We start from the raw sequence: 16,916 nt of genomic DNA, 5'->3' as shown, positions 1-16,916 counted from the left end.
CTTACACCTCCATAAGGTTGATCACTGTTATCTCCAGATTTTTTATCCCAGGCCGGCCATTGCTACAGGTTAACAAGATGTTCGTAGGTCTCGGGCCGACGATCGCGGTAAAATTGCCATACATTGCGTACTTCCCGAATCAGCTCCGTATCCATCTCGCCAATGATAACCTCATCCTGATCCCTACTGCCCATTGCCACCATCCTGCCTCGCGGGTCTACCAGATACGACTGACCATAAAATTCACCCATATTCCACGGCGATTCCACTCCCACTCGGTTGATGGCAGCCACATAATAGCCATTAGCCACCGCATGGGCAGGCTGCTCGAGCTTCCACAAATATTCCGATGTTCCGGCTACCGTTGCGGAAGGGTTGAATACAATCTCCGCACCAGCCAGCCCAAGCAGCCGTGCTCCTTCCGGAAAATGACGATCATAACAGATGTACACACCCACTCTGGCATAGGCTGTATCAAATACCGGGTACCCCAGGTTGCCGGGCCTGAAATAATATTTTTCCCAGAAACCATTCGTGCCCTCGCCCGCTTCCACATGCGGAATATGATGTTTGCGGTATTTCCCCAGGTAGGAGCCGTCCGCATCAATAACAGCAGCCGTATTGTAATACGAAGCGATCCCTTCCACCTCGTATACAGGCAAAATGATTACCACGCCAAGCTCCTTCGCGAGCTTCTGAAAACGCCTGGTCGTCGGTCCTTCCGGCACCTGCTCGGCAGATGCATACCACTTGGGGCTCTGCTCCGTGCAGAAGTAAGGCCCGTAGAACACTTCCTGCAAGCCAATAATCTGCGCTCCCCGAGCAGCCGCTTCACGCACCAGCGCAATGTGTTTCTGAATGGCGGCCTCCTTATGCACTTCAACTGGTGCCGAACCCTCCACCTCGTGTGAAGCTTGAATCATCCCGATGCTGATTTTACCCATAACGCCACATCGCCTCCTCTAAGAAACTGTCCGCTGTCGTTAATATGAAAATAACCATCATCTTATATGACCGTAAAACCCCACCGAAAATTATTGGATTTGAAGTATCAATCGGATTGTTACCAACGAAATGAACTTCCATCGTCCTCCCTGTGTGTTCCCCTCGTTACTCGCCGGTTTCCGATCTGCACATCTGCCTGATCGTGCGGTACAACACTTCTGTACCGAGAGCAATGTCCTCGGGCGAAGAATACTCACTTGGATGATGGCTGATCCCATCCTTGCTGCGAACAAAGATCATGCCATAGTCACACACGTAAGAAAGGGCAAGTGCATCATGGAACGGACCACTCATCAGCTCCGGTAAAGGCAGGCCGATCTCTTCGGCAGACGAGCGAATGGCATTCTTGATCCGTTCTGCACAATATCGCGGCTCGCTGTTGGTATCTTCGGTCAAAGAGTAGGTCAGGCCGTATTCCGAGCTAACGTCATCCAAGAGGCTCATTAACCTTCCCTCAAGCCGATTTCTGCGCTCCATCTCCATATCTCGCAAATCAAGCGTAAAGCTGACCTGCTCGGGAATGATGTTGCGTGAGTCGGGAAAGACACTAAGGCTCCCCACGGTCCCTACTGTCGGAGCTTCCGGATCTTCTCTGACCATATCGTCAAAAGCCGCAATGACCTTGGCGCTGCCCACCAGCGCATCATGCCGCATCCCCATCGGTACAGAACCGGCATGCCCTGCCATGCCTTTCATTGTCACCGTGAGCCACAGCGGGCCCGAGATGCCAGTCACCAGACCTACCGGAGCGTCCAGCGATTCGAGTACAGGTCCTTGCTCAATATGCAGCTCCAGATAACTGCCAATGGAACCTGCCGGATAGACTGCTTCGGCGAATTGTTCTGGTGCACAGCCAAAGGCCTCCAATGCCTCTCGTCGGGTCACCCCATTTTTGTCCTGCCGCTCCAATTCTCCCTCTTCCAGCTGTCCTGTTATGCCACGTGAGCCAAATAATCCTTTGTTAAAACGCGAGCCCTCTTCATCACAAAAAGCAATGACCTCAATCGGCATCCGAGGGCGAATGCCTTGTTCCATCAGACACTGAACAGCTTCCAGCGCACCAAGGACGCCGATGGCCCCATCATACCGACCGCCATATGGCTGGGAATCGATATGCGAACCGATCATGAGGATCGGCAAGGACGAATCTGTACCTTCAAGGCGACCAATCAGATTGCCAAACGGATCAAGGCGAGTCACAAGTCCGGCCTCTTCCATCCAAAGGCGAAGCTGGATAATGCCCTCCATGTCTTCCTGGGTTAAGGCTAGTCGACAGACACCCGTCTCCACAATTCGGCCAATACGGGATAACTGTTCAATTCGATCATCCAGACGCAGCTGATTAATGATTTTCCCAGTGGTGGTTTGCAATCTCCCTCGCCTCCTTACGCATATTCACAAGCACGATATAAATAAAAATCCCACCTAGATTCCGCGTCGCCTCCTACCCTGCATCCAGACTGCGTAGTGCAGCCAGCAAACTGCCAGTGATCAGGTCCAATTCTTCCTCGGTGGTGACAAACGGCGGTGAGATGGTCAAAATATTCGCAAATCCCGGCACCGTATCGCCGTTCTTGCCAATCAGGATGCCGTCCTTTTTGCAGCTTGCCAGCACTTTCATGACCTTATCCGCATGAGCAGGCGAACCATCTGCTTCAATCAGCTCTACCCCGCAGGCGAAGCCAAATGTGCGGATATCTCCAACCACCGATAACTCCAGCAGCGGCTCCAGCTTATCCCGAAGCAGGTATCCAAGTTCATCGGCACGACTGACCAGATCCTCTCGTTCCAGAATTTCGAGATTCGCCAGTGCCACGCGACAGGATACGGGATTGCCCCCGAACGTATTCACATGACGAAAGTGTGTATCGGGTCCGGATTCTCTGAACGTGTCATACAGATCTGCTCGAACGGCTGTCGCCGATAGTGGAGCATACGCGCTCGTCATGCCCTTTGCCATGGTGACAATATCCGGCTGCACCCCATAATTCTGATGACCGAATTTTTGCCCGGAGCGGCCAAACCCGCAGATGACCTCATCCACAATCAACAGCACGCCATAACGCTGACAAATCTCCTGCACTGTGCGCATGTAATCCGGAGGCGGGACAATCATGCCGCCCCCTGTAATGACCGGTTCCATAATGACCGCAGCTACCGTCTCCGGCCCTTCCCAGCGAATGACCTCCTCATAGATGGTGGCGCATTCCAGTCCGCATCCATCCTTGTTTCGTCCAAATGGGCAGCGGTAGCAATAGGGAGGCGGTACATGAGAAAAGCCTACACCCAGCGGTTCGTATTTAATTTTGCGGGCGGCTTGCCCTGTGGCACCCAGTGCGCCCATGGAGTTACCGTGATAGGCACGGTGACGGGAGATGAATTTGTGACGAGTTGGCTCACCATTCTGGTGATGAAACTGACGAGCTATTTTGAACGCCACCTCATTGGCGTCTGAACCCGAGTTGGAGAAGAAAATGCGATATTCCCCCTCCAGCCAGTCGTTCAGCTTCTCTGCCAGCAGAATCGCCGGCTCATGGCTCTGGGTCATAGGCACGTACGCGAGAGCTTTCATCTGCTCATAGGCACTTTGGGCAATTTCCTCGCGTCCATGCCCGACGTTCACACACCACAGTCCCGACATCGCATCCAGATACCGTGTGCCATCCTGATCCGTGATCCAGCTGCCCTCCCCGCTTACGGCAATCATCGGATGATCGTTATGAGGCGAGATGTGATGCCACACATATTTGCGATCCTTCTCCAGCCACTCTTCCTTCGTACCGCCAAGCGGCTGGGGTTGCTGATCTACTGAGCTCATTTCTCATCCTCCTCTCCAAGCTGAACCTATGGACTTTACACTTGACCACTCCGATTGCAGTACCCTCTTCCGAACACTCCACGCTTATTTATTTCGTAACATCCTTCACCGCTTCTTCATAGATGCTTTTCTCCAGTGCTTCGTCCAGATTGGCGGCTTTCTTGATCAGGCCATATTTCAGGGCAATATCCGCAGTCCGGGTAAACGATTCATCCACAAAACTGCCCACTTGTTTCTCCGTAAACCCTTCCGGGCGAATCAGCTTCGCAATCTCTTCGAGCATGGTTACCTGATGTTCGCGGGTCGTGCTGCCGTCCGTAACATTTTTCATGACGATATCTACCGTTTCATTCTGATTGTCGATGGCGTAGTTCCAGCCTTTCAGAACGGCACGGGTGACTTTCACCACGAGCTCTTTATTACTGTCCACCCAATCCTTCTTCGCGATCAGCGTATCCTCCAGCATACCTACCCCTGCATCCTCAATGTTGAATACATCCAGGTCGGACTCCTTCGTCCCACTTTCCAGTACTACGTGATATTCGTTATAGATCGTCGCCGTGGCGACATCCACCTGATCGTTGAAGAACTGATCCATCGTGAAGCCCTGCTTCACCAGCTCAATATCTTTCTTTGGATCAAGGCCGTTCTTCTCCATAAAGGCGAGAACCTGGAACTGCTGACTGCCGAACCATGTGCTCACTTTCTTGCCTTTCATATGGGCGGGATCGTGAATACCTGTGGACTTCTTGGCAATCAATCGATAACTGCTCTTCTGCGAAATCTGAGCGAGGGAAACCAGCGGAAGACCGTTATCCCGGCTGACCAGCAAACTGTCTACCCCGGTGATGCCCACATCGGCTGCGCCATTGACCACCTGCTGCTCAATCACGATATCCGGGCCACCCGGAATGATCTCGGCATCAATACCTTCATCTGCAAAAAAACCTTTCTCCTTGGCTGCATATATCCCGGCAAACTGAGCCTGTGGCACCCATTTGAGCTGGATTTTCACTTTGGTTAAGGGTTGATCTGCCCCTTCCTTTCCCTCCGAGCTGGCAGCAGCAGGAGTGACAGACGGCTCTGATTTCGTGGAGCACGCTCCCAGCATGGCAACGACCAACAGTACCAAAACCAGAAAACCCGGTTTTAACGTTTTGTACATATACAGAACACCCCCCTGTTTATATAAGGATCTTCAATCAGGTACTGTGAAGCCCGCTTCACGAGTCAATCGATCTGTGGATGGTTGGCATTTTGATGAGCTTTACGGATCTGTACGTGCATGATTCCACGGGATCAATCGTTTTTCGGTCAGAACGACGACTTCATACAACACAATGCCGAGCACGGCGGCAATAACAATACAGGACCAGGCAAGCGGCATGTTTGCCAGTCGGATCTGATCTGAAAGCAAGTATCCAAGCCCCTGGGAGGCGATGAAAAATTCACCCACAATGGCGCCAATAATACTGGTCGACATATTAATTTTCAGACCTGCGAAGAGGGAAGGCAGCGCATGAGGCCAGCGCAGCTTCACGAAAACCTGCATCCTGCTAGCGGCAAGACCACCCATCAGATCACTGTATTGTGGCTGAATCGACGTCAACCCCTTGAATAAACTCACAGCCATGGCAGCCATCGTAATTACAGTCACGACAGCAATACGGGACCATATACCGTCCCCAAACCAGTTGTTCATAATCGGGGCCAGCGCAACAATCGGAACGGCGTTCAGCGCTGACATCACGGCAACCGCCGCCCTGCCGCTCGTCGGGAAGAAGGATGCACCCGCAGCCGCCAAGGCTCCCAGCAAGGAGCCGAGCAGAAAGCCACCTAGCATCTCGGTTCCGCTGTATATCGCGTATCGGAAAAGCATCTCCCCATTTTCCCTGATGGACGCTGCAATCGCTGTTGGAACAGGCAGTTGGTAACTTTCAAGCGAGAATAACTGATGGAACAACCGAAGCTGCCATAGGGTAAGAAATAATGCTCCTGCAAGCCATGGCAACAGGCGCAGGCCAATTGAGCTTTTGCGAACGCTTCTGCGCAGCCGTCTCTGTCCGGCTTGTCCCTGTTGTCCATGGATATCCGTACTTGAAGCAGATGGCACCCTAACCGGATCCACGATAGACTCCCCAATGGATGCCGTGCCAGAAACAGCTGCCGTCGCACCCTCTTCACCTTTGCGGGTTACCATCACACTTTCATTCATCATGCAGCACGCCCTCCCTTGGCCCTGAATTCAGGCTGCCATGGGGTTAGCCAGCGCTCAGCGAGGCTGATGGCAAGATACGAAATGAGTCCAATGCCAATGCTGAGCATGATAGTGGCCCAGAACATGCCGATTTGGGCACTGCCGTAATACAGGGAACTTACCATCAGCACGCCAAGTCCGTCCGGGGCTCCCATCAGCTCCACCACAATGGAAGAGGTAACCGCGAGCGGAGCAGCTATTTTCATACCGGAAAACAAACCCGGTAGCGCAGAAGGCAGCAGACATTTGATATAACGCGCAGGCAGGGAAGCTCCACAGGAACGCATAAGCTCCAGATGCTCCGGTGCTGCACTTTTCAATCCTTTGAGTGTGTGAATGATAATCGGGAAAAACGTAACGTAAGCCGCCATAATAATTCGGGCCCACTCGGCGTTATGGATAATGCCATAGATAATGGGCGCAAGGCCGATTACGGGCACCATCTGTGACGAGATGACATAGGGAGATAAGGTCCGCTCCACCCAAACCGCCACACTCATGAGCAGGGACAGCAGCAGACCCAGTACTGTTCCACCGGCAAAACCAATTGCTGCATTCCCAAACGTTACGGCCCCCTGTTCAGCCAATGTGCCTGAGTACCGAAACAGGGCTGCGAGAACTTCATGAAGATAAGGAAGACGGGATGCTGCCTGCTGGGGTGACATGATCAAGTGGAGAAACCAGGCGACACTTTCCCACAGCAGCAATACGGACAAAATCCAGATCGCTACCCAGGAAAGAAAACCCAGCTTATTGGTGTGCAGGAACATGGATTGGATCACGCTCCTCATAGAAACAATTACGGATGGTGGTCATCATGCGGTAAAAGGCTTCGGTTTCCCTCAGCTCTCGATTCCGTTCAGCAGGCAGGGGAACGGAATGAATGGAGTGCACCTGCCCGGGGTGTGCGGAGAGGACGATGATACGGTCAGACAGAAATACGGCTTCGGGGATACTGTGTGTGACGAAAAGGAATGTCTTGCCTGTAGAAAGCTTAATATCGAGCAGCTCCAGTTGCAGTTTCTCCTTCGTGAATTCATCTAATGCGGAGAAAGGTTCATCCATAAGCAGCAATGGCGGATCAAGCGCAAGTGCCCGTGCGATGGAAACACGCTGCTGCATGCCCCCACTGAGCTGCCATGGATAATGGTCAGCGAAGCGGGTCAGCCCGACCATTTCAAGCAGTTCACCACTCATGCGGCGGCACTCCTTCCGGCTTGTGCCGAGCAGCTCCAGGGGAAGCTCCACATTGTGGCGTACCGTGCGCCAATCGAACAGAGCTGGAGTCTGGAAGACAATACCGAACTGGCGCTGCAACCGCGCCCGCTCCGGTTCTTCCCCGGTAACACGGATGCTGCCTGTCGTTGGTTGGAGCAAATCGGCTACGAGTCGCAGCAGTGTGGACTTGCCACACCCCGAGGGGCCAAGCAGAGAGACAAACTCATTGGAATGGATTTGAAATGAAACGTCGGACAGAGCGGTAACTTGTTGTGCTCCACTGCCAAATACAACGGACACGTGATCCAGCTCAATATGGCAGGCGTCGGGGACGATGATAGAGGACATAGGCATTCTCCTTTTCGCGGGAAGCTCGCAATCTTTTCACACCAAGGCTGAATGGAAGGTTTATATACACGAACGTAACAGGTTTTGCTTGTTAGGTAATACTATATATCTTTGGGCAGGGATTACATTATACAGACTGTTTTGAGTATGGGCCTGTTCATGTTACACAGTGTAAAATGATACCGATTCTCAGTCCTAAGCATGTTAATGTCCGTGTATGTTATCTAACATCTGCTTCACTCATACATAACTCTTGTAATATTCAAATAAAGACGCATAATCATTTGTATTTATTGAATAAATATTCGGAAAATATGACATATACCCTCGTATTCTTGGTGATTTTCTTGTATAAACATTGATAACAACATTTTGCAAAATGCTCATATAGAAGGACGTGAAATCTCGCCCCGATACGGTGTCTGGTTCTGGGATCATGAAGGCGGTGTCATTGATTCCCGTCCACCACCCATAGTGGTTGGATAATCGCGTTTCCGCGCAGTCTCGCAAAGGATTTTCAAAATCAGAAATCGGGGTGGTCCGTATGTTTGATTGGCTGGGATGGAGAAAAGGGTGGCCGCTGTGGCGGTCATATCGGTTGAATGCAAATATTAAGCAAGATGTTGAGGAAATATTTGAGGGGATCGCCGAGACCCGGCGGCAGCTTTTGATGGATTGGGCTGAGGAGCAGTGGAATCATCTGGATCGATTGCTTCAGCAGGTACGAGCTGTTCATCCGCAGGGTGTGCTGCAAGGTACGGAAGATGTACACGGATTGGAGGTATGGTTCGCAGCAAGTTATGTACGCGCTACTGATAGTACTGAGCTTTTTATGCTGAACGAGCAAAACCAGGTTGTATTTTCTACATATAAGAAACATATTGGACAAGTCTACGAAGATGGAAATGCTTTGATGGGGCCAGGGCTGAAGTATACCCAAGCAGATATCAACGGACAAAAGTGTCTGTTTGGACCTTATTCTGATCCGCTCACACTAGAAATTGGACCACGTTCTTCCACTTTTCACGATGATGTAACCTTGATGTTTATCGTACCTATCATGGAAAACGGCCGTTACATCGGTTCCCTGTGCAATCGTGTGCCAAATGATGTACTGGGCGATCTGATCCAGCGTGAATCAGGCCACATCTACCCCGATTCCGGGGATAATTATCTTTTTATGGCTGAATCAAGACTTCGCCCCGAACTGCAGCCCGGAACCGCCTTATCCCGCAGCCGCTTCGAAGATCATACGTTCACCCATGGGGAGAATCTGAAAGACGGCGTAACCACTGAATGGGGCGTTGTATCCGTTAAAGAGCATACCGAATTGGAACTGATGTTTACCGATCCTTCCACCAACGAACTGCATCCCGGTGTAGCGAATACCATTCGCAATGGCTCCAATCTGTTTGTGGCTTTTCCGGGTTATTCGGATTATCGTCATATTTCAGTTATTGGTAAAGGCATCACATTCCAGCTTCCCCACTGTCCGGATCTGTGGGGCATGATGTGTGAAGGCGATCTGGAGGAAGTGTATCGGAGACGCAGCATTGGCTGGCGCCAATTCAAGCAGCACAGCTTGTACATCCTGTTGTCAGGCATTGCGGGAGCGGCACTAGTATATGCGCTGACTGGAAGTGCATGGAGCGCAGCAGCCATCGCTGCCTTTAATATCATCTATGGATTCCTGACTGCAAACCAGCTGCAACGAAAACATGTTCAACGGGTCCATGAGGATCTACGCCGCATTAGCCGATTTATTCGAATTAACGCCGAAGGCAAGGGCGATCTAACCCAGCGTCTGGACACGTCGGCTTTTGCCCAGGATGAATCAGGTGAACTGGCGAAATGGATTAACAATATGATCGACTCTCTTGAAGGAATCATGCTCAAAGTACAGCTTGCCACCGTGGATGTGATGAATAACCAGCACCAGATGCGGGCGTCAACGGAAACTACTCAGGGGACAACCGAACGTGTAAATCTCAAACTTAGCTCCATGATTCAGGGGATACGCAAGCAGCTTGAGGACCTGGATCAGGCCAAAGTAGCCGCCGACGAAATGCGCATCACCCTACAGCAGCTTGAAGTGTCTGCCACAGAGCAGATTGATGTTGCCCGTCAGGAAGTGGAGCGTATCGGAGACAAAATGACTCAGATCTCGGGAGCCGTGTCCGACACCAACCATACGATTTTATCCTTTATGGCGACCATGCAGGATATCTACCGCGCGCTTGCTGTCATTGATGAAATCTCGGCACAGACCAACCTGCTCGCACTGAATGCTTCCATTGAAGCAGCCCATGTTGGCGAACATGGACGCGGATTTGCCGTCGTTGCTGGTGAGATCCGCAAGCTTGCCGAATTATCCCGTTCCTCCACGGAAGATATTCATCAGATTCTGGATAATATCTCTGTAGCGGCAGGAGCAGCCTCGCAATCCATCAAGGAAGGCGATCAGGTGCTGGCTGAAGGCACCACGCTTGTTCAGGCTGCTTCGCGTTTACTCCAAAGTGCGACGGCTGAAGAACCCCAAAGAACACAGGTTGTGGATCAGGTCGTGGTATTGATGGAGAATATCGCCGCCATCAGCCACAAAAACCGTTCCACGTCTTCGGAGGTGGAAGCCGAGATGGTCGAGCTTATTAACGACATGCTACATGTTCAGCATTCATCGCACAATGTAGAAGCCATTACGGTCTTCTTACAACATCTTGTCGGACAATTCCAACTGACCCATCCCGATAAAAACGCGATTATCTGACGTCATCATTGACGCGGATTGGAGAAATAGCTAAAATTTGATGCAACTGTTCGTTTAGACATTGTCGGTTCATTTCATATAGAAACTTTCCAATCTGAATCAATGAAAGGGTGGTCTGCATGGAAATGCTCCAGGATTCTTTTGGCAGAATACATGACTACATCCGTATTTCTGTTACGGACCGCTGTAATCTGCGTTGTGTGTACTGTATGCCCGAAGAAGGCATGGAATTTGCCCCGCATGACCAAATTATGAGCTACGAGGAAATCGCCCAGGTGCTCAAAGTGTTGGCTCCAATGGGGATGCGCAAAGTCCGCCTGACCGGAGGCGAGCCACTGGTACGGAAAGATCTGCATCAACTCGTAAGTATGATCTCGGCCATTGACGGGATTGAAGATATTGCGTTGACCACCAATGCATTGCTGCTGGACAAACAGGCTCAGGCCCTGAAAGACGCTGGACTGAACCGGATTAACATCAGTCTCGATTCCCTGCAGGCGAGCCGTTTCTCCATGATTACTCGCGGCGGGGATGTAAATAAGGTGCTGAAAGGTATTGAAGCCGCCACGGCAGTTGGACTTGCTCCGATCAAACTGAATGTCGTGTTAATGAAGGGCATCAATGATGATGAGATTAAGGATTTCATTGCCATGACCATAGATCAGCCACTACATGTGCGCTTCATTGAATATATGCCGATTGGGCAGGCATCAGATTCATGGCGCAAATCGTATTTGCCGCTGGAAGCAGTCACGGATGTATGCGCGGAGGCTGGCTGGACGGTGGAAAATACGGCAGGTCCGGCAGGTAATGGTCCATCTCGAAATATGAAGATTGCCGGTTCACAAGGGACATTCGGATTGATCCATCCGGTCAGTGATCACTTCTGTGACAACTGCAACCGTCTCCGCCTGACAGCAGATGGGCATATCAAAGCTTGTCTGTACTGGTCGGATGAATACAACGTTCGCCGCTACGTGGATGCCCCCGATGCTATGGCAGCTCTCTTCCTCAAAGCCCTTGGCACCAAACCGAAGAATCATGAAATGGCGCTTGCCCTGGAGCAGAAAATGCAAAGCCATACACCGACGGTACGACGCATGTCCCAGATTGGTGGATAGGCACGTGTGATCTGGCGGGTAACACATCCATATTTATGTGCATCAGAGTAGGAAGAAATAACAAACGTAAGCACCCGATATACTTCTCAAAATACAGCCATTATCGATGTACTAAAAGCTGCTGAGGTCAGATGATCCTCAGCAGCTTTTTTGTCATGTATTTTTCTTTTGTCTAACCTTGTTGATCAATTTTCCTGATTTCATGATTAAAATAAAATTAATCTGCCGTATGCCCTCTTTAGGCCTTCAAGAATCCCGCAATTCTGACGATGAATATACGATACATCAAGATCATATGCACACCTATAGGAGTTGATCCAATTGAATATTGTTGAAGCAGTCGTTGCAGCCAGCCCGTATTTTAAAATCATGCTCAAGGAACACAATCTGATGATTGCTGTGACAGACACCGAGAAATTCTGGTATTATGTGCCCAGTGAAGATCTCGATCTTGGTATCAAGGCCGGGGACCCCATCTCACTTGAAGATCCTACATTGCGCCGGACCCTTATCGATGGTGAAACTTCAGCCAATCGTATTGAAGCGCAACACTACGGGACTGCCCTCAATTCGACAGCTACCCCGCTTCGCGATGAAGCAGGAAATATCGTGGGTGCACTCGCAATCGGATTTTCACTCCAAAATGAGGAACAACTGGAGCACTTCACAGAACTGATCGGCAGCATCAGCGGCAGATTGACGGATATGGTTCAGACCGTAGCTGCTCAGTCCCAGCAATTGACCGCTTCATCTTCACAGATTTTGGACAACACACGGATGGCGGTGCAAAATTCCAATGAAGTCACCAAAGTGGCTTCATTCATTCGTGAAATTTCGGAGCAGACGAACCTGCTAGGTCTGAATGCTGCCATTGAAGCGGCTCGAGCAGGAGAAGCAGGAGCTGGCTTTGGTGTCGTTGCTACCGAAGTACGCAAATTATCCACCGGAACCAAAGAAGCCACAGTGAACATTGAACGCTCCTTGAAGGAAGTACAGCATTCCATTCGTCAGATGGAACAGGAGATTACATCCATCGCCCAATCCAGCAACCAGCAAGCCGAACTCGTCACTGAGTTCAGCGAGGTGATTGATCAACTGAACAACGCATCCCAGGGTCTCAAAGCTTTCATTGAATCCATGCTACTGAAGGCAGAATAATATAGAATACTCATTTTGCGCATAGCGCAAACATATAAACAATCCCCGCACGTTTAACGTGAGGGGATTCTTTTCTATTTTTACGAGAGGATCAGCTTCCACAGCATCATACCCGCCATTCCGACCATGACTACAGCGGACAATCGATTGAAGAAAACACTGATCCGGCCTGTACGATCTGTTCTACCTACTAGCCTGCCTGCACCTGCCAGTCCCAGAAACCATACCCATGATACCACTGCCGCCGTTATCGCAAAATAAAAGCGTGCCACCCCTTCGTATTGAAGCGAACTGGTGCCGATCACGGCTACCGTATCCAGCAGGGCATGCGGGTTAAGCAAGGAAACTGAAGCAGCAAAGGCGATCTGTCTTCCCGCAGACAGCACTGCTGCTGAACTATTGGCAGGCCCGGATGACCTCCAAATGCTCCATGCCATATAGAGCAAAAATACACTCCCTCCTGCATACAATACATTCGCCAGCAGCGGCCATTGCAGCAAAATAAGGGACACCCCTCCGACCGCTGCACCAATCAACAACGTATCACTGAGTCCTGCGGTTACTATAGCTGGCAGCGCCCGCGCATAACTTCGCTGACTCATGCCCTGATTAAAAATAAATACATTTTGTACACCGAGTGGCAAGATCAGGCCAAACGCCAGCACCACCGCGTGAATAATTACCCCCATCGTTCATCCCCCTTAGACATGTCTCCATAGTAGAGGAGATAACGTCAGGCGTAACCAACCACTTGGATGGCATTGGAACCAACCAAATGATATAGTGTTCGAAATAAGAGAAAACGTAAATACATCACTCATTCCATAAAGGAGGTGAAACTGCCCATGAATCGTTCCGATTCTCGACAGGGGGGGAGCTGGAAGCCGGCCCCCTCCCATTCCTTACCTCTATACCGACAGATTGAGGTCTATATCAGCGAGAAAATTACTGCAGGGGAATGGACAGCAGGGTACCGGCTTCCTTCACAACGGACATTGGCTCAATCCATGGGTGTGAATCGCAGCACGCTGGTCACTGCATTGGAAAACCTGGCCGCCGCAGGCATGATCGAAGGCAGACATGGTGGCGGAACATATGTCTGTGGCTCTGGCTGGCATGCGCTGGCTCACGGGGCTCAGCCCAACTGGGAAGAAGCCATTGAAGAAGGCTGGTATTATCCCAATCTACCAGAGGTACAGCAGATTAACCGGGCTGAATTCCAGCCAGGCATCATTCGGCTCGGAACTGGTGAGCTTGCACCTGAGCTGATGCCCCAGGAGGCTTTTAACGACATCCTCCATGCTCTATCCAGTCGTTCTCGTACACTAAACTACCTCGAACCTCAGGGTAGTCTGGAGCTCCGTCAGGCTTTGTCCGTTTACTTGCAAACAAGCGATATACAAGCCTCCCCTGACTCCATTCTGATCGTTTCCGGCTCTCTCCAGGCACTACATCTTATTTCAGTTGGGCTTCTGCCCCGCGGATCGGCAGTCCTGCTGGAGAAACCATCTTATCTGTACTCCATTCATGCTTTCCAATCTGCCGGGTTGAAAATGAGCGGCATTCCGATGGATGCCGAAGGATTACACACTCCGCGTCTGGAAGATGCCGTACAGAACAATGCAAACAGGGACAGCATCTCGCTGCTCTATACGATTCCGAGCTTCCACAATCCTACCGGCTCCGTCATGAGTGACGGCCGCCGGGAAGAACTGCTCGCCACAGCGCGGAACACCGGCATCTCCATTTTGGAGGATGCCGCCTACAGCGACCTATGGCTGGACGAGCCCCCGCCGCCAGCGCTGAAGGCGCGCGACAAGGAAGGACGGGTGCTGCATATGGGCACCTTGTCCAAGGCGGTCAGCCCCGGTCTGCGCCTCGGCTGGCTGGTTGGGCCGGAGCCGGTCATCCGTCGTCTCGCAGACATCAAGATGCAGACGGATTATGGCACCAGCTCCCTCGCTCAGGAGGCTGCTGCACTCTGGTTTGCCGATGCATACCACGAGCAACATATGGATCGTCTGCGGCCGGAACTTCGCAAACGCAGAGACTTTATGCTTGAGCTTCTGCAACGCGATTTCAGTGAAATCGCCGAGTGGAGCATACCTGCCGGAGGCTTTTATATCTGGCTCCGATTTACCACAAGTCCTCTTTCCATTCGAGAACTGTTCCATGCCTGTCTGGAGAATCATGTGCTGATTCATCCGGGATATCTCTATGACCGCCTGGATACAGACCACATTCGTCTGTCCTATGCCTACGCTTCGCCGGATGAGATGGAGCGTGGTCTTCACCTTCTGGCACAGACAGTCAATAAGCTGATGACATCATGAAATGAAAAGCCGCCTTGATCGGAAGGAATGACATCCCTCAGATCAAGGCGGTTCTTTTGAATTTTTGTATTAATAAGACAGATACGTCTAGGTCGCAGGTTTTCCTTACCCTTTTACCGCACCTTCTGCAATACCCTCCATGATGAACTTTTGGAAGAACGCATAGATGAGAACCACCGGAATCGCGGTAAGTACCAGGGACGACAGAATCAACGGCCATTCCTTATTGTACTCGCCAAACAGCATGTTCGTGGACAGAATCAGCGTATAACGATTCACATCCGTCAGCATGAGCAGTGGCAACAGGAAATCATTCCAGATCCACAGGAAGTCCAAGATGGCGATGGTGACCGTAATTGGCAGCAACAGTGGGAAGATGATCTGGAAGAACGTCTGGAACTCATTACATCCATCCATCTGTGCCGATTCTTCCAATTCACGCGGGATGGACTTAACAAACCCGTGATAGAGGAAGATAGCCATGTTCACACCAAGTCCGATATAGATCAGAGCCAATCCGTATGTGCTACCTTGAACGTGAAGTCCTTTGGCAACTCGTGTCAGCGGAATCATGATCGAGTGAAAAGGAACCAGCATGGATGCCACGAACAGGAAGAAGATCAGGTTGCTCAGTCTGCCTGAAGTACGCGACAGCTTGTATCCGGCCAATGAAGCGCAGAATACAATACCACCAATACCCAGGAAGGATACGATCGCCGAGTTCAATGAACTGCCCAGCAGGTTGATTTTGTTGAACGCATCCGAGTAGTTTTCCCAATGAAATGTCGTTGGGAGAGCTATAAAGGACTGGAACATTTCGCCTTGTGTTTTGAATGAGTTCACAATCGCCATGTAGATTGGCAGCATTGCGACGAGGGAGCCTAGGACCAGCAGCAGTCGAATCAGGTAGCTGTTAATTCGTTGCATCCTCATGCTTCCACCTCTTTCTTCTTCATCACCGTAATCTGAATGAGCGTGAAGATGAGCACGATGACGAATAACACAACCGACTTGGCACTGGCATATCCATATCTAAAATTGTTGGAGAATGCCTCTTCATAGATATTCATCGTAATGACCTGAGTGGCTCTGCCTGGACCGCCACCTGTAAGTCCGTACACGACTTCAAATACTTTGAAGGCACCGTTCAGTGTCAGGAAGAAACAGATCGTCACGGCATGAGTAATCATCGGTAATACGACATTACGCAGTACCTGGAACGCATTAGCTCCATCAATAACAGCCGCTTCCTTCAGACTCTTCGGTACACCCTGAAGTGCTGCCAGATAGATGATCATCATATACCCCACACCATTCCAGAGCGATACGATCAGGATGGAGTAGAATGAAAATTTCGGATCACCCAACCACTGTTGGTCCAAAAAGGAGACGGCCAACTTCTCGGCCAGCTGCGGCAGCACCTGGGAGAAGATGAATGTCCACATAAAGGCGCTGATGATTGTACTGATCATGTTCGGCATGAAAAACAGGGTTCGGAATAACCCCTTGCTGCGCGTCCGTGTCTCAATGAACACGGCGAGCAGCAAGGCAATTCCGTTTTGCAGTATTAGCATAAACACCACATATTTCAACGTGAACCATAGGGAATTCAGAAAGTCGGGATCTTCCTTGAACAGCTCCACAAAGTTCCCCAGACCGATAAAACTGTAATCCCGGTTTAGACCATTCCAGTCCGTCAAGCTGTAGAACAAGCCACTAAATGTGGGATACAGCAGGAAAATGGCATAGATGACAAAGGCAGGCGCAGTGAACGCTAGCAGCGACAGATACTTCTTGAATACATTCGTAGCCATTGGTTCTCCCCCTTTTCACTATAAGCAGACTCGCGTAAACGGGGGAACGAAGACCGTTCTGCCAGCCGTTTCATCTG

At 50.8% G+C, this 16,916-nt stretch carries 14 protein-coding genes; 4 read left to right on the top strand and 10 right to left on the bottom strand.

All coding sequences use genetic code 11. The annotated features are described in order from the left end of the window. Window positions 1-62: 62 nt before the first annotated feature. The 7 genes from ACDJ58_RS29635 to ACDJ58_RS29605 form a co-directional block, all read right to left on the bottom strand. Window positions 63-944, bottom strand: a complete 882-nt coding sequence (locus ACDJ58_RS29635) for a nitrilase-related carbon-nitrogen hydrolase (RefSeq protein ID WP_413374289.1) — start codon at window positions 942-944, stop codon at window positions 63-65. 166 nt (window positions 945-1,110) lie between these two features. After that, the gene (locus ACDJ58_RS29630; protein WP_413374288.1) at window positions 1,111-2,376 is read right to left on the bottom strand and encodes a M20 family metallo-hydrolase; all 1,266 of its coding nucleotides are present in this window, start codon (window positions 2,374-2,376) and stop codon (window positions 1,111-1,113) included. A 73-nt stretch (window positions 2,377-2,449) separates the two neighbouring features. Next, the gene (locus tag ACDJ58_RS29625) at window positions 2,450-3,823 is read right to left on the bottom strand and encodes an aspartate aminotransferase family protein (RefSeq protein WP_413374287.1); all 1,374 of its coding nucleotides are present in this window, start codon (window positions 3,821-3,823) and stop codon (window positions 2,450-2,452) included. Window positions 3,824-3,911: 88 nt separating this feature from the next. Beyond that, window positions 3,912-4,988, bottom strand: coding sequence for an ABC transporter substrate-binding protein (locus tag ACDJ58_RS29620; protein WP_413374286.1), 1,077 nt, complete (start codon window positions 4,986-4,988; stop codon window positions 3,912-3,914). 102 nt (window positions 4,989-5,090) lie between these two features. Beyond that, window positions 5,091-6,041 carry an ABC transporter permease gene (locus ACDJ58_RS29615; protein ID WP_413374285.1) on the bottom strand — a complete coding sequence of 317 codons (951 nt, stop codon included), beginning with the start codon at window positions 6,039-6,041 and terminating at the stop codon, window positions 5,091-5,093. Next, window positions 6,038-6,862 (bottom strand): ABC transporter permease, encoded by an 825-nt coding sequence (locus ACDJ58_RS29610; RefSeq protein ID WP_413374284.1) that lies wholly within the window; start codon window positions 6,860-6,862, stop codon window positions 6,038-6,040. Before ACDJ58_RS29610 ends, ACDJ58_RS29615 begins: the two co-directional genes overlap by 4 nt. Beyond that, the gene (locus tag ACDJ58_RS29605; protein ID WP_413374283.1) at window positions 6,831-7,646 is read right to left on the bottom strand and encodes an ABC transporter ATP-binding protein; all 816 of its coding nucleotides are present in this window, start codon (window positions 7,644-7,646) and stop codon (window positions 6,831-6,833) included. Before ACDJ58_RS29605 ends, ACDJ58_RS29610 begins: the two co-directional genes overlap by 32 nt. A 544-nt stretch (window positions 7,647-8,190) precedes the next feature. Between ACDJ58_RS29605 and ACDJ58_RS29600 the strand changes: the two genes are divergently transcribed. The 3 genes from ACDJ58_RS29600 to ACDJ58_RS29590 all read left to right on the top strand — a co-directional run bounded on the left by ACDJ58_RS29600 (window position 8,191) and on the right by ACDJ58_RS29590 (window position 12,692). Further along, window positions 8,191-10,413, top strand: coding sequence for a methyl-accepting chemotaxis protein (locus ACDJ58_RS29600; RefSeq protein WP_413374282.1), 2,223 nt, complete (start codon window positions 8,191-8,193; stop codon window positions 10,411-10,413). A gap of 119 nt (window positions 10,414-10,532) precedes the next feature. Next, window positions 10,533-11,534: a GTP 3',8-cyclase MoaA gene (gene moaA, locus ACDJ58_RS29595; protein WP_379436740.1), complete on the top strand. Its 1,002-nt coding sequence runs from the start codon at window positions 10,533-10,535 to the stop codon at window positions 11,532-11,534. A gap of 321 nt (window positions 11,535-11,855) precedes the next feature. Then, window positions 11,856-12,692: a methyl-accepting chemotaxis protein gene (locus ACDJ58_RS29590; RefSeq protein ID WP_413374281.1), complete on the top strand. Its 837-nt coding sequence runs from the start codon at window positions 11,856-11,858 to the stop codon at window positions 12,690-12,692. An 80-nt stretch (window positions 12,693-12,772) separates the two neighbouring features. Here the strand turns inward: ACDJ58_RS29590 and ACDJ58_RS29585 are convergent, their stop codons facing one another. Further along, complete coding sequence (locus tag ACDJ58_RS29585) at window positions 12,773-13,381, bottom strand: LysE/ArgO family amino acid transporter (RefSeq protein WP_413374280.1); 609 nt, start codon at window positions 13,379-13,381, stop codon at window positions 12,773-12,775. A gap of 156 nt (window positions 13,382-13,537) precedes the next feature. On the opposite strand from ACDJ58_RS29585, the gene ACDJ58_RS29580 reads away from it, so the two are divergent. After that, window positions 13,538-15,025 (top strand): PLP-dependent aminotransferase family protein, encoded by a 1,488-nt coding sequence (locus ACDJ58_RS29580; RefSeq protein ID WP_413374279.1) that lies wholly within the window; start codon window positions 13,538-13,540, stop codon window positions 15,023-15,025. 105 nt (window positions 15,026-15,130) lie between these two features. Here the strand turns inward: ACDJ58_RS29580 and ACDJ58_RS29575 are convergent, their stop codons facing one another. Together ACDJ58_RS29575 and ACDJ58_RS29570 are read right to left on the bottom strand one after the other, a co-directional pair. Beyond that, complete coding sequence (locus tag ACDJ58_RS29575) at window positions 15,131-15,958, bottom strand: carbohydrate ABC transporter permease (protein ID WP_024632759.1); 828 nt, start codon at window positions 15,956-15,958, stop codon at window positions 15,131-15,133. After that, window positions 15,955-16,839, bottom strand: coding sequence for a carbohydrate ABC transporter permease (locus ACDJ58_RS29570; RefSeq protein WP_064641854.1), 885 nt, complete (start codon window positions 16,837-16,839; stop codon window positions 15,955-15,957). The genes ACDJ58_RS29575 and ACDJ58_RS29570 overlap by 4 nt, the downstream gene beginning before the upstream one ends. Window positions 16,840-16,916 lie beyond the last annotated feature (77 nt).

Origin of the sequence: Paenibacillus taichungensis (genome assembly GCF_047302525.1) — a bacterium.
Taxonomy (GTDB): Bacteria; Bacillota; Bacilli; order Paenibacillales; family Paenibacillaceae; genus Paenibacillus; species Paenibacillus taichungensis_B.
Note: the sequence above shows the minus strand (reverse complement) of the source record. Positions and strands in the feature narration are given on the sequence as shown.